Below are 13,336 nucleotides of genomic sequence, written 5' to 3' on the forward strand. Positions count from 1 at the left end.
GGAGTCTTACAGATAGGTGATGGTGACGATGTAGCCGGCTGGCCGGGCATCCGTCGCGCTGGCGCTGGCGCCGGCGCCGAATACCGCCGTTACGTTTAGCCGGTTGGGGCCGATGCGCGTATCGCGAGGAAGTGCGAGGATATCGCTCAGCGTTCGGGTCATCATCCTTCCGGCCTCGCTACACGTGGCCGCTATCCCTCGCGACTGGCCGACCTGGGTCATCTGGCATGAAGGTTCCGTGATCGCGCCGCGAAACTGGATGGTGCCACCCCACGCTGGTCCAGCGAAAGAGATCGAGCCCATCAAGGCGAGCAACAAAGATAGCCTTGTCCCCTGCATGATCACCCCCGAACGTGGATCGTTGTTTATCCATCAACGGCAGCCATGCTGGATACTTTAGGCAATTTCTTGCGTTCTTGCTTCATGTGAGCCTACTCCGGCGATGAGGTCAGCCTCATCGCCAGAAAATGACTATGCTGGTAGCACGAGTCTGACAAGGAGGAGGCAGGCATGGATTTTCTTCCGTTGGTCCGATGGAGCCTCGGAGCCGTTGCGGCGGGTCTGATCGCCGGGTGCAATGCCCCGCAACGCAATCACGCCATGCCCCCTGCCCCCGCGCCGCCACGCATGAACGTGCCGGCCTCCGACGTCTACGATACGCCAGCGCCCAGCCCCGCTCCGTCTGTCCAGCGAGAGGCTCCCCGGCCGCAGTAATTGCGCGGCGGCGGGGAGCGCCCTCCTACATCTTGCCCTCTTGCCCTCTCGCCATCCACGCGCAGTCGGCCAGGCGCGGTACGCGCGAGAAGCAGGAATCCTCCGGCCATCGCGATGTTCTTGATGAGCCGTTCGATCATGACAGACTTCCGCTTACCTGGCGGGATTGGTTGTCGAGAAGATATAGCGGGCGAAGCGCCACTGGCCGTCAGCTTCCCGATGGAACAGGAAAATCTCCTGATTGCCTTCGGGGGCTGCGGGCTGGCTGGATTCAAGCACCTTCACCGTGCCGCTGGAGCGGGTGCGCGCATAGGCCCAGTCTTGCGACAATGGCTGGATTTCGTCGATCGTGAAACCGATGTTTAGCCGGATCGTATCGAACACGTGCCGATACGCGTTGCGCACGGATTCGCGGCCCACCGCAGGCTGGCTATTCTGCGGCATGAACACCGCATCGGCGGCGTAGAGCTTCATGACGCCATCGACGTCGGATGCATTGAGCGCCTGCTCGTAGCGAGCCAGCTGCGTCCTGATGGCGGCCTTGGCCGGCTCGTTCGTGTAGGTTTGTCCGGCAATCGCGGCCAGTGGCGCCAGCATGGATAGCAGTGCCACCGCTCGCTTGTGCTGAAGGGGGATTCGCATGATTCAATCTCTCCAGTTGGAATTCACAGGCGTACGACGAGCTTGCCCAGCGCGCGGTTGCTTTCCATCAGGCTGTGCGCGCGACGAACATCGTCAAAGTCGAAGGTCTGCACCCGCAACGACGGCATCCGGCCGGCGGCGATTTCCTGAGCGATCCATGGCAACGGCGTGTCGTGGAGAGGCATCGCTGGCGTGCCGAACAGCCCGCTCTGGAAAAAGCTCAGGCGCGTGGCGGCCGGCAAGTCCTGCATCAGATGAAACGGCTCCAGGACCGGCGGGCCTCCGAGCAGGCCAATGACGGAAACCGCGCCAAACGGTCGTAGCGTTTTAATGGAATCGCGCAGAGTCGAGGCGCCGATAACTTCCAGAGCGGCGTCGATGCCGGCCGGGGAGATCTCGCGCACGATGTCCGCGACCTCGCCCGCGTCGATGACGACATGATTCGCGCCCAGTTGCTCAAGCCGGTTCCTGTTTTCCGGGGAGCGCGTGGTAGCGATGACGTTCAGTCCGCAGGCCTTCGCGTACGTCAAGGCCGCCAGTCCGACGGATGATGTGGCACCCCGAACTAACAGGGTCTGGCCTTGCTCGATGGACATGCCCTTGTCCAGTGCGCCCCAGACTGTGAGGAATGCCTCGGGCAGCGCGGCGAGTTCCTCCCAGGAAAGCGTGGTGCCATCCAGGTCGATGACATTGCTGCGCAGCACGGTCACCTGTTCGGCGTAGCTGCCATTGCGGCTGAACTGCAGGCCACCCATCGCGGTGGCAACGCGCTGGCCGGTACGGAAGACGCCGGCCGGGTCCCGGATGACTTCGCCGACGGCTTCGATACCCGGCACGACCTGTCCAGAGATCGGCCCCATCTTGCCGGCGCGACGATAGGTTTCGGCACGGTTGAGGCCGAACGCTCGCACGCGGATCTGTACTTCATCGGGGCCAGGCTCCGGCGACGCAATGTCACGCAACTGCAGAACATCGGGGCCACCTGCATTTTGGATCACATAGGCTTTCATGACGGTCTCCTCAGAGTTCAGGCGCGCGGCTGATGGGTGGAAAACAGGAAGCGGTGCGAATGGATCGCCGCTTGGCAGGACTTCGGGATGGATGACATGGGCATGGCGTGGCTCCGGTTGTCAGTGGCCGCTGTCTCGCAGCGGATGGACGTAGTCTGGAGTTATCGCTTATGAAATAGAATGCCCATAAATTGCAATCGGCCTATCAAAAACGAGAGGTATAGATGGACCTCAATGCTGTTCAGATGTTTGTCAGCGTCGTGCAGGCGGGCAGCCTGTCAGCGGGTGCGGAGCGAGTGGGCATCCCCCTTCCGACCTTGAGCCGACGGATTCGCGAGCTGGAACGCCAACTCAACGTGCAACTGCTGGAGCGATCGGCGCGGGGCACACGCCTGACTGATGCCGGCACGCGCCTGTACGAGCATGCAGGCCGAGGTATCGAGGCGCTGCTGGAGGCGGAGCAAGCGGTAGTGAGCGATCAGGCCAGCCTCAAGGGCCGGCTACGGCTGTCATTGCCGCCGGCGTTCGAGCCGTGGTGGGATTTGTTATCGGCCTTCCAGCAACGCTATCCGGGCGTCCTTGTCCATGTCTATACGACGGAGCGGCGCGTTGACCTGATCGAAGACGGGATTGATGTGGCATTGCGCGTGGGAACGATCACCCACGAATCCATGGTGGCACGACGCGTGCTGACCTATCGCCATGTTCTGGTGGCGAGCCCAGGACTCGTCGAGCGCCTCGGTATGCCCGAATCGGTCGACGCATTGCATCGCTATCCGTGCGCAGTGTGGACCAACGGCGCCAACGTTCGCGGCATATGGAATCTGGGCGGGCAATCGATCGAACCCGCGGCAGTGCTTGGCACGAACGACTACGCGCACCTGCGCAATCGCGCGATGGCTGGGGAAGTCGTCACCGAGTTGCCGCCGTTCCTGGCAACCGCCGGTCTGCGAGCGGGGAAGCTGGTTACGCTGCTGAAGAACTACCCCATGCCCGAGCAGCACATCAACCTGTTGTATCCCTCTCACCGCCACCCATCGGCGATCGTCAGAGCCTATCTCGACTTCTGCGACTCGCAGCTAGGAATACTGCGGGATCTGTGCGCGTCAGGGTGACGCGCGCAGATCCCAGCCACTTTCAGGCCTTGCCGGACCCCTGGCGCCCGTCGGCGTCCTGATTGTCCGGGTTCCATCTCTGGAGACACGCGCGCAAGGCATTGAGCTGTGTCGGCTTGAACATGCACTCGTCGATGCCGGCCTCTCTGCAGCGCTGGACTTCTTCGGCTTCGGTGCTGGCCGTGATCGCGACGATCGGGAGGCGATGGGCGTCCGTTCCGGCTTCAGTTTTGGCTTCGGCTTCGCGGGCGCGAAGCTGTCTTGCCAGTTCATAGCCGTTGACGTTCGGCATGTGGCAATCCGTGATCAGCATCGCGTAGGCCGTCTTCTCGGCGGCGTCGAGTGCCTGCTGCCCATCGACCACGGCATCGCAGGCATAACCGAGCAGCTTCAGCTGATGCTGCAGCAGGATGCGATTGGTTTCGTGGTCTTCCGCCACCAGGATCAACCTGCCGGATGCCAGCGCCTGTTCTCGCGTCACTGCGTGCGCGGCAGGCTTCGGCTTGGCCTGCGCTTGGGTAGCGACAGTGCGCGACCGGCCCTGCATGGCGGCGACCGTCACCGCGTTGATCGCGCGCCAGCTCAGGGCATTGCTGCTCAGGCGGACATCCGATTCTGTCAGCCGGTAGCCCGCCAGTTTGGGTTTTTCCGTGACATGCACCACGATGGGATTGGCCTGCCCGACCGGCGACGGCGGCGCATACTCGCCGTCGTTGAGGAACAGCATCTGCGGCTTGTCACGCTCGTCCTGGCTTGCAGAGATAGTCGCGCCAGCGGCAGACAGGAAGTCCGTCAGCGCTTGGCCCACCGCGCGATCCCGCAAGCGGACCCCAAACTGGATGCCCGCCAGCGGCGGCTTTGAATAGCGTCTTTCCTTGACCGGGAGGCTCAACTCGACTTCGACCTGGGTGCCGATGCCGGGCTCGCTCTTCAGTGTGATGCGCCCACCCATCAACTGCACCAGACGCCGGCAGATTGCCAGGCCCAGGCCCGTGCCGCCGAAACGGCGCGTGGTCGACGTATCGGCCTGCACGAAAGGATCGAACAGCCGGTTCTGGCTCTGCGGCTCGATGCCGATACCGGTATCGGTCACGCGCCACCGGAGGGTTTGCGCGGTCTCCGTTTCCTGTACTACCTCGGCGGACACCGACACCATGCCGCTTTCGGTGAACTTGATGGCGTTGCTGAGCAGGTTGAACAGGACCTGGCGCAGGCGCACGCTGTCGCCTAGTACCACGGCGGCAACATCCGCCCCCACATGCAGCCGCAGATGCAGGCCTTTCTCATGCGCGCGGGTCGCCAGCACACCGATGGTGCAATCGCAAAGCTCGCGGATATCCAATGGCTGGGATTCAATGTCGATGCGGCCGGCTTCAATCTTCGAGTAGTCCAGGATATCGTCGAGAATCTGGAGCAACGCGCTCGCCGAATCCCCCATCATGCCGACCGTGGCGGATTGTTCCGGTGTCAGGGACGTATGGGAAAGCAGTTCCGCAAGCCCCAGTACACCGTTCATCGGCGTCCGAATCTCATGGCTCATCATGGCCAGGAAACTATCCTTGGCACGGGATGCCGCCTCCGCGGACTCCTTGGCGCTGGCCAGTGCGGCCGCGCGTTCATGCTCGGCCTGGGTGTCACGCCAATAGCCGTTCCAGAGCACGCTGCCGTCGATCTCGATACGGGGCACGGCCTGCAAACGCGTCCAGCGAAACCCTTCCAGCTTGCGCAGGCGCACTTCGTGGTTCAGAACCTGAAGCTCCCGCCGCGCCCTGGCGATGGCACGACGCAGCGACATCCGGTCATCGGGATGCACACAAGCTTCGATTGTGGGGGGATTGACCGCCAGGGTTTCGGCGTCGACGCCAAACAGGTCCGTGGTATTGCCACTCACCCATATCGGTCCCCGGCCGAGGTGGCCCGACTGGCGGGCCTGGAACACCGTGATCGGCAGGTAGCGTGTGACATCGGCCAGCCGGCCCTGCGCCTCGCGCGCCTCGAGCTCTGCCTGCCGGATCTCCGTCACATCCACGCCGGTGTTGATCAGTCCCTCGACATTGCTTTCGCAGACGAAGGGCTTGATATAGAGAAGGAAATGCCGCTCCAGGCCTTCCTTGTCCTGCAGTTGCAACTGGAGTTGCACCAGCCTGCCTGTGTCGATGGCCCGCTGGCTCGCCTCCTCCACCCGCGCGCTGTTCGCCTCGCCCCAGAAATGTACTTCCGTGGTGGTGTGTCCTACGATGTCGGCCCATGACCGCCCCGTGATCCACTCGGAGAATGCGTTCAACCGAAGATACCGGCCGTCCTTGTTGCTGACGACAATGGGCAAAGGGATGGCATCCATCAGCGTCGACTGGAAGCGCAACTGGGTCGAAAGCTCCCGTTCGGCCTCGCGGCGAATGGAAGCCTCCTTGCGGTACAGGCGCTGGGAACGAAGCAGGATCAGGAGGATGACCATCATCCCGATCAGGATCGGACTCGCGCGCCAGAGCGCATTCAGCCACGACGTTTCCAGCACATAGCTGGTGCCGGCGTAGCGATTCTGGATATCCAGCCGGCGGTCCTCCGGCAGCACGGAGAGCGCGCGATTGATCAATGGCAGCAGTCGCCCGGCTAGCGCGGGGTTGACCGCAAAGCCGCTGTTGAGCATGTGCTCGCCCGAACCGATCACGCGCAGCTTGCCGGCAAAATTGCGTCGCAGTTCGATATCGGTCGAGACGATATCGTCGACATAGGCATCGGCTTTCCCCTGCGCCACCATGTCGAGTCCGGCGTGGACATTCGGGGCGATCACCAGCTTCACGCCCGGTACCTCGTGCCGGGTGAAATCGCCAACCCCGCCAGAGTCGGTGACGACAACTCGCTTTCCGGCGAGGTCGCGCAGGTGTGCGAGCGGCAAGGCCGAGTTTCTGCCCGCCACCACCACTGGAAACGTCGAGTACGGACGGGACACCGGCAAGCCGCGCAGCGTGGGGTCCTCCGGCACCGCTACGGCCATCAGATCGATCTTGCCCTGATGCAGCGCCTCGACGGTCTGCTGGATGTCGCTCGTCGGCTGACGTCGGAAGCGGACGCCCAGGGTCTCGCCAAGGTAACTCAGATAGTCAATCGCTATGCCGCTGGCGCGGCCACTCTCGTCCAGGTACGTGTAGGGCGCGAGCCCCGCATCGACACCGACCGTCAGGGTTGGCAACGACTTCAGGAACGCACGCTCCTCGTCGGTCAGGAAGAATTTCTGGGGCTTGTCGGGCGAGGCCACCTGCGAGGTTATCCAGCGTGCCAGCAAGGCAGCGCGGCGAGCTGGATCAATCGCCGCCAGGCCGGCATCGGTCGCGTCACGCAGTTCCTTCGCGTTGGATCGAAACGCAAAGTGAATGGCTCCTGTTGGCTCCCGGTAGCGCGAGAGGATCTTCAGCCCCGCAAACTCACGTGAAACCATTGCATACTCGGCCACGGGCTGCAGAGTAGCGTAGTAGTCGGCCCGCCCGTTCACGATGGCGCGCAATCCATCATTTGTGTCCTTGATGTGCACCATGCTCGCCTTCGGATAGCGCTGGCGCAGAATGCCCTCCATGTAGTAACCGGGCTCGATCGCGAAGCGGCCGGTTTGCATGGTCGCGAGCAGGTCCTCTTCCAACTCGGAGGAAGGACGACCGACCACCACGGCATCACCATCAAAGTATGGCTCGGAGAAGGAGAGGCACCGACGTCGTGCCGGCGTGATGGCGACGTTGAGCACCACGTCTACTTGGCCTGCGCACAACGCCGCCAGGAGGGACGTCATGTCGGGATACCCCTTCACGCTGTACGTGATCTGGTGTCCGCGCAGAGCCTCATGAAGGAAATCCATGCCGATACCTTCGGCCCGCCCGGCATTGAGCATCGTGAACGGAGCCCAGCCGTTGTCGAGCATGCCGACGGTCAGTTTCGCCGGCAGCGCCATGGCGGGCTGCATCAGGCTCAGACCGAGGATCAGGACGGCCAGCGTCCAGCGCCGGCATTGGGAGGCGGCGTGGCGAAGTGTCTCTTTCATGAGGTCATGCCCAGGAAGAGGAGTGGGTTGAAGGAATGGATTGAAAATCGTGGGTGTGCGCGACGAAGAAGCGTCGGTCCCTGGCTTTGCATTCAGCGCGTGAGAAACGATTTCGGGGTTCCCACGGATCGGGCCTGGCAAGCGGGTCCGATGGTGGCTAAATGCCTGGTGGATAAAGTCAAATTTTGCGCAGGGGCGCTGTCAATCGGGCGCAGAAATTTCCTAGTTTTGCGGTGAAAAATCCCAATATCCATTTGAATCCCGACCCACATGCTGTGCATGGCATATGCATATGAGTGATTCGTATTTCACCCTGGTACCACCTCTCCGGGTAACATGCCCCTGATCTACGGAGGCGCTATGCCACCGCGAGAAGGCTGTCTTTTGGTGAAACCTGGGAGTGCTTGATCAATGTCTGAAAACTGGAAATTCGAAACGCGTTCGGTCCACGCGGGATATAGCCCTGACCCTACGACTAAGGCAGTGGCAGTTCCGATCTACCAGACGGCGGCCTACGCCTTCGACAATGCGCAGCATGGCGCGGACCTGTTCGATCTGAAGGTGCCGGGGAATATCTACACCCGGATCATGAACCCGACGACCGACGTGCTCGAGAAGCGGGTCGCGGCGCTGGAAGGCGGTGTCGGGGCGCTGGCGGTCGCGTCCGGCCAGGCCGCGGTCACGGCGGCGATCCAGACGATCACCGAGGCCGGCGACAATATCGTCGCTTCCTCGGCGCTCTACGGCGGCACCTACAACCTGCTGGCGCATACCATGCCGCAGTTTGGCGTTACGACACGGTTTGCCGATCACCGGCGCCCGGAAAGCTTCGAGGCACTGATCGACGATCGGACCAAGGCCGTATTCCTGGAGTCGATCGGTAATCCGGCGGGCAACGTGACGGATATCGCGAAGATTGCGGCGATCGCAAAGCGGCATGGTGTGCCGGTCATCGTCGACAATACCGTCGCCACGCCCTATCTCCTTCGGCCGTTCGAGCATGGCGCGGATATCGTCGTTCACTCGCTGACGAAGTACCTCGGCGGTCATGGCACGAGCATTGGCGGAGCCATCGTCGATTCGGGCAAGTTCCCGTGGGCGAAGTACCCCTCTCGCTTTCCGAAGCTCAATACCCCGGATGCCAGCTATCACGGCGTGACATATACGGAAGCCTTCGGTCCTGCGGCGTACATCGGCCGGGCTCGCGTGGTCCCGCTGCGGAACATGGGCGCGGCGCTGTCGCCATTCAATGCCTTCCTGATCTTGCAAGGCATCGAAACGCTTGGCCTGCGCATGGATCGGATCAACGACAACACGCTCGCGGTGGCCCGGCACCTTAGCCAGCACGCCAAGGTGGGCTGGGTCAACTACGCGGGGCTCGAGGACAACCAGGACTACGCGCTCGCCAAGAAGTACATGAACGGCAAGGCTTCGGGCCTGCTCACGTTCGGTGTCAAGGCCGCCGATGGCGATGGCCGGGCGGCTGGCGCCCGGTTTCTGGATGCGCTGCAGCTGTTCACGCGCCTGGTGAACATCGGTGATGTGCGGTCGCTGGCCACGCACCCCGCTTCCACGACGCATCGCCAGCTTTCCCCGGAAGAGTTGGCGCAGACGGGCGTGGGACTGGATACGGTTCGCCTCTGCGTTGGCATCGAGCACATCGACGACCTGCTGGCTGATATCGACCAGGCGCTGCAGGCGGTATAACCGTCGGCGCTGTCGCGCGGCATGGGTGGGCGGGAAGCCACGCTTCTCCGCCCACTTTCTACGCTTGCCGCCCTGCCCTCAGATCTTGATGCGCAACCGCCCCCAGAACGTCCGCCCCGGCGACATGATTGGCGTGGAGGCGGCGTAGCCGAAGCCGGCGTTACCGGCGAGGTTCAGATGCTCGGTGTAGGCCTTGTCGAACAGGTTGTCGATGCCGATCGACAACTGCGCGCTCTTGTTGAAGTTGTACTGCGCATTCACCGAGACCACGCCAAAGCCAGCACTCGGTCCAAAATCCTGACCGACGACATTCCCCTCGTGCAGCGCATAGCGACGCTGCGGCGCCACGACACGCCACAAACCGCCGACCGACCACTCGCGCCACGTGTAATCGGCGCTCAGACGCATCTCGAGTGGCGGAATCTGCGGCAGCGGGGCCCCGCTGTCCACGTTGCGGCCCCAGGCATAGGCGACTGACCCGCCCAGCTTCCAGCTCGCGCTGGGGTACCAGAACGTGCTGATCTCACCGCCCATGATCTGCGCGTTGACATTGCTGGCCTGCGACAGGTTCGCGGTCGCGCCGGAGCCATAGGAAAACAGGATGAAGTCGTTGACGTAGCCGGCGTACGCGGAAATCGAGGCGTCGAGCGTCTTGGTGCGGTAGCGGGCGCCGATGTCGAGCTGGGTGGTCTTCTCGGGCTCAATGCCTGTGAACGCGTTTGTCGACCCAGACGGGCCACGTTTCGGCGAGAACAGCTCCCAGTAGTCAGGAAAGCGCTCGGTGTGCCCGAGTCCCGCGTACCAGGTCACCGGCGTTTCCGCGAGCGTGTGCTCGTAGCGCAGGAAGCCGCTCGGCAGCAACTGACTGCGTGTCTCATCCGCGGTGGGATTCGGCATCTTCATCATGCCCATCGACCCACTGACCGTGGCGCGCTCGTCTGTGGCGCCCGAGCGATCCAGCCGCGCCCCGGCAACCACGCGCCGTGCGTCATTGATCTCCCAGGTCAGTTCGCTGAAGAGGCCATAGTTCGAAAGCGACGCCGACGGATTCCACGGCATCGACGACGGGCTCAGCACGCCCATGGCCGAGCGTGTATCGAGGTTATTCGACTGCGCATCGAAGCCCGCCACCCATTGCACGTTCTCACTGAGGTCGAACGTCGCGGCGATGCGACCGCCTGCGGTACGGCGGCGCACGTCCGAAGCCATGGCCATGCTGCCTGGAGGTGGTGTTCGCAAGGTGTAGTTGTCCATGCGATGGTCGGCATCGCTGTAATACACCTCAGCGTCGACGCGGCGAAGGAACTCGCCGATGTTCTGCTTCTTGAAGCGCAACTGGAAACTGTCGCGCTTGAAGCGCACGCCGTCCATGCCGCGCCCGGCGTATCGGGCGTTGCCGTCACCGGTGCTGGCGGCCAGTTCGATGAGTGTGTTGGCATCGGGAGTGATGCCCACCGCCGCGTCTGCATTCCACTTGCTCCAGGCCGAAGGCACGGTATTGCCGTTGCCGTCGCGATAGTCCTGGGCGTACGACTTGTTGGCATTCAGGCGTCCGTAGACTTCGGGGGTGCCGGCGGTGACTTCGAGGTTCTCGTCATTGCGGCCATTCGACCCACCCACCAGACTCGCATCCATGTGCACGCCCGGCTTGTCGAAACGAGGCGCCTCGCGCTCGAACAGCACTGTGCCGGCCGACGCGCCCGGGCCGTAGAGCACGGTCTGCGGGCCCTTGATCACGGTGACCTTGTCGTAGCTCTCCGGGGCGATGTACGAGGTGGGCGGGTCCATCCGGCCGGGACATGCGCCCAGGCTCGGCGCACCGTTGGCCAGCATGTTGAGTCTGGACCCGAACATGCCACGCAGGACGGGGTCGCCATTGCTGCCGCCATTGCGGATGGCGGTGAACCCGGGCACGGTTTTCAGGTAATCGGCGCCGTCGCTCGCGGGCAGCGGCTGTCGCGGTGCCTTGGGGTCCGTCACGACAACGATTGGGATATTGAGGGGACTCGCGGAGACCTCGACAGTCGGCAGCACAACTTCAGCCGCGGCGTCGTTGCTGGTGTGCTCGGCATGTTCCGTGTGCTCAGCGGCACGGCTGGCAAAGGGTGCGCAAGCGAAGAGCGAGAGCAGAAGGACCGATGCGCGATGCGAATAGCGATCGCGATCGAACGGAGACAGCGCGCAGGCACGCTGGGTTTTGTTTGGGATAAGCATTTGAACAGCGCAATGACACCCACCCGCTCGTGATGACATCGCGAGCGAGGGCGTGATAAGAATCAGAAGGACGGTTTAGGCGTGTTCAGACGCTGAAAGGCGGCGCGCGCGATGGGCGGCGCAGGTAGCGCTGGTGCCGCACCCCTGCGGGCAGGCGGGGCAGCACGGCAGCGGCCGTGACGACGATTGCCGAAGCGGTGTCGATTGACGCGGTCGCCAGCGCAGGCAATTGCGCGAGCAGGCCGCAATAGCCGCAATGCTTGAAGTGCGCGGCAAACGAATCCTCGAGCGAAGCCTCATTCTGGCCACCTGTCTGGTGCCCGGCCGCGCTGCAGACCGTATCGACAGGCAGCTTTGCGCCGCTCACGAGCGTCGACGCGAGCGGCATGAGCGTGGCCAGCAGAATGGCGAGAATCCCCAGCCAGGCAGTGCGATGAGACGACTGTCGGCGCATCAGGAAAACTCGAAGCGGTGGTGTTTCGTACGACGGTGCATGTCCAGCTGCGGCGACAAGTCACCGACTACGGAGGGCGCGAGCGATATGCTCGCAAGGCTGATTGTCAGATGGCAAGGCGATGCAAACCTGAGCATCCCGTGTGCAATCAGCCGCCGACCTGAATGATGTGGAGTCGCGACTATACCGGCCTTGACCTGCATCAGTGCCACGATATCGGATGGATGCGACCCCTTGTCGCAGCCGGCGGATCTTCGGCAGATCCTCGGCAATCTGCGGGCAGACCTGACGGCGCAGGCGCTGTTCGCGATGCGCCAGACGCTTGCCATTAGTGACCGTCGAATTTTCATCCATTGAAAATTTCAGCCGATTGATTGACGCCGTTTCCGGCTGCTTCCTACCATGTGCCGCATAGAGTTTCCGTCGATGAAACCAATGCCTGCAAACAGGAGACAGCCGATGATCACCTTCCCGCGCCAGCGTCTGCTGGCCGCCGTCCTGCCGCTTCTCTGCATCGCGGCCAGCGCGCCGGCCGGCGCCACCGAAGCGTTTCCGACCAAGCCGATCCGGCTCGTGGTGCCGTTCACCCCGGGCGGCACGACCGACATCCTCGCGCGCCTGATCGCACAGAAGTCGGGCGAAGTGCTCGGGCAGTCGGTCATCGTCGATAACCGGCCCGGCGCGGGCGGCAATATCGGCGCCGAGGCGGTCGCGCGCGCAACGCCAGACGGCTACACGCTGCTAATGGGCACGCTTGGCACGCAGGTCACGAACCAGTTTATCTACGCCCGGATGCCGTATGACAGCGCGAAGGACTTCGCGCCCGTCACGCTGGTCGCCAATTCCCCGAACGTGTTGCTGGTCAACAGCACGCTGCCCGCGAACTCCGTCGGCGAGCTGATTGCGCTGGCCAAGCGAGAGCCCGGCAAGATCAACTACGCGTCGACCAGCACCGGCGGCTCCCCTCACCTTTCGGGCGAACTGCTCAACGCGATGGCCGGCACCACCATGCAGCACGTGCCTTACAAGGGTGCTGCCCCTGCGATGACCGACCTGCTCGCGGGACAGGTCAACCTGATGTTCGACAACCTGCCCTCCGCCCTTGCGCAGATCCAGGCCGGCAAGGTCAAGGCGCTCGCGGTGACCAGCATCAAGCGGGCATCTGTACTGCCCGCCGTGCCGACGGTGCGTGAATCCGGGTTGCCCGGATACGAAGTCAATTCGTGGTTCGGCCTGCTGGCGCCAGCGGGCACGCCGCCGGAGCGCGTGCGCCAGATCCAGCAGGCGGTCGACAAAGCGCTGGCGATGCCTGACGTGCGCAAGCGCATCGAGCAGCTTGGTGCCGAACCGGGCGGCGAAGGCTCCGCCGCGTTTGCCGCCGAAATCAAGGCCGATACCGACAAATGGTCGCGCGTGATCAAGAGCGCCGGCATCAAGGCGCAATGAGCGG

General features: G+C 63.2%; 10 protein-coding genes. 4 read left to right on the forward strand and 6 right to left on the reverse strand.

Features of this window, described 5'->3' with window-relative positions:
* Positions 1–6: 6 nt before the first annotated feature.
* The 3 genes from RN01_RS33730 to RN01_RS02400 all read right to left on the reverse strand — a co-directional run bounded on the left by RN01_RS33730 (position 7) and on the right by RN01_RS02400 (position 2,366).
* Complete coding sequence (locus tag RN01_RS33730; protein ID WP_156149774.1) at positions 7–162, reverse strand: hypothetical protein; 156 nt, start codon at positions 160–162, stop codon at positions 7–9.
* A gap of 705 nt (positions 163–867) precedes the next feature.
* Positions 868–1,356, reverse strand: coding sequence for an SgcJ/EcaC family oxidoreductase (locus RN01_RS02395; protein WP_017514623.1), 489 nt, complete (start codon positions 1,354–1,356; stop codon positions 868–870).
* A 23-nt stretch (positions 1,357–1,379) separates the two neighbouring features.
* The gene (locus tag RN01_RS02400; protein ID WP_017514624.1) at positions 1,380–2,366 is read right to left on the reverse strand and encodes a zinc-binding dehydrogenase; all 987 of its coding nucleotides are present in this window, start codon (positions 2,364–2,366) and stop codon (positions 1,380–1,382) included.
* A 224-nt stretch (positions 2,367–2,590) separates the two neighbouring features.
* On the opposite strand from RN01_RS02400, the gene RN01_RS02405 reads away from it, so the two are divergent.
* Positions 2,591–3,481: a LysR family transcriptional regulator gene (locus RN01_RS02405; protein ID WP_017514625.1), complete on the forward strand. Its 891-nt coding sequence runs from the start codon at positions 2,591–2,593 to the stop codon at positions 3,479–3,481.
* 22 nt (positions 3,482–3,503) lie between these two features.
* Here RN01_RS02405 and RN01_RS02410 read toward each other — a convergent pair whose 3' ends face one another.
* Positions 3,504–7,511 (reverse strand): transporter substrate-binding domain-containing protein, encoded by a 4,008-nt coding sequence (locus RN01_RS02410; RefSeq protein ID WP_024570413.1) that lies wholly within the window; start codon positions 7,509–7,511, stop codon positions 3,504–3,506.
* A gap of 411 nt (positions 7,512–7,922) precedes the next feature.
* On the opposite strand from RN01_RS02410, the gene RN01_RS02415 reads away from it, so the two are divergent.
* Positions 7,923–9,218 (forward strand): O-acetylhomoserine aminocarboxypropyltransferase/cysteine synthase family protein, encoded by a 1,296-nt coding sequence (locus RN01_RS02415; protein ID WP_024570412.1) that lies wholly within the window; start codon positions 7,923–7,925, stop codon positions 9,216–9,218.
* 78 nt (positions 9,219–9,296) lie between these two features.
* On the opposite strand, the gene RN01_RS02420 is transcribed toward RN01_RS02415, so the two are convergent.
* Together RN01_RS02420 and RN01_RS02425 are read right to left on the reverse strand one after the other, a co-directional pair.
* Positions 9,297–11,432: a TonB-dependent copper receptor gene (locus RN01_RS02420; RefSeq protein ID WP_017513437.1), complete on the reverse strand. Its 2,136-nt coding sequence runs from the start codon at positions 11,430–11,432 to the stop codon at positions 9,297–9,299.
* A gap of 85 nt (positions 11,433–11,517) precedes the next feature.
* The gene (locus tag RN01_RS02425; RefSeq protein ID WP_017513436.1) at positions 11,518–11,886 is read right to left on the reverse strand and encodes a DUF2946 domain-containing protein; all 369 of its coding nucleotides are present in this window, start codon (positions 11,884–11,886) and stop codon (positions 11,518–11,520) included.
* Between the two features lie 234 nt (positions 11,887–12,120).
* Between RN01_RS02425 and RN01_RS34870 the strand changes: the two genes are divergently transcribed.
* Positions 12,121–12,243 carry a hypothetical protein gene (locus RN01_RS34870; RefSeq protein ID WP_017513435.1) on the forward strand — a complete coding sequence of 41 codons (123 nt, stop codon included), beginning with the start codon at positions 12,121–12,123 and terminating at the stop codon, positions 12,241–12,243.
* 102 nt (positions 12,244–12,345) lie between these two features.
* Positions 12,346–13,332: a tripartite tricarboxylate transporter substrate binding protein gene (locus RN01_RS02430; RefSeq protein ID WP_017513434.1), complete on the forward strand. Its 987-nt coding sequence runs from the start codon at positions 12,346–12,348 to the stop codon at positions 13,330–13,332.
* Positions 13,333–13,336: the final 4 nt, after the last annotated feature.

Origin of the sequence: Cupriavidus sp. SHE, assembly GCF_000812445.1 — a bacterium.
Lineage (GTDB): Bacteria > Pseudomonadota > Gammaproteobacteria > Burkholderiales > Burkholderiaceae > Cupriavidus > Cupriavidus metallidurans.

Excerpts from the sequence above, each read along its gene's own strand:
- RN01_RS02410 (WP_024570413.1), bottom strand. The coding sequence starts at position 7,511 with ATGAAAGAGACACTTCGCCACGCCGCCTCCCAATGCCGGCGCTGGACG.
- RN01_RS02425 (WP_017513436.1), bottom strand. The coding sequence starts at position 11,886 with ATGCGCCGACAGTCGTCTCATCGCACTGCCTGGCTGGGGATTCTCGCC.
- RN01_RS33730 (WP_156149774.1), bottom strand. The coding sequence starts at position 162 with ATGACCCGAACGCTGAGCGATATCCTCGCACTTCCTCGCGATACGCGC.
- RN01_RS02420 (WP_017513437.1), bottom strand. The coding sequence starts at position 11,432 with ATGCTTATCCCAAACAAAACCCAGCGTGCCTGCGCGCTGTCTCCGTTC.
- RN01_RS02400 (WP_017514624.1), bottom strand. The coding sequence starts at position 2,366 with ATGAAAGCCTATGTGATCCAAAATGCAGGTGGCCCCGATGTTCTGCAG.
- RN01_RS02405 (WP_017514625.1), top strand. The coding sequence starts at position 2,591 with ATGGACCTCAATGCTGTTCAGATGTTTGTCAGCGTCGTGCAGGCGGGC.
- RN01_RS02395 (WP_017514623.1), bottom strand. The coding sequence starts at position 1,356 with ATGCGAATCCCCCTTCAGCACAAGCGAGCGGTGGCACTGCTATCCATG.
- RN01_RS02415 (WP_024570412.1), top strand. The coding sequence starts at position 7,923 with ATGTCTGAAAACTGGAAATTCGAAACGCGTTCGGTCCACGCGGGATAT.
- RN01_RS02430 (WP_017513434.1), top strand. The coding sequence starts at position 12,346 with ATGATCACCTTCCCGCGCCAGCGTCTGCTGGCCGCCGTCCTGCCGCTT.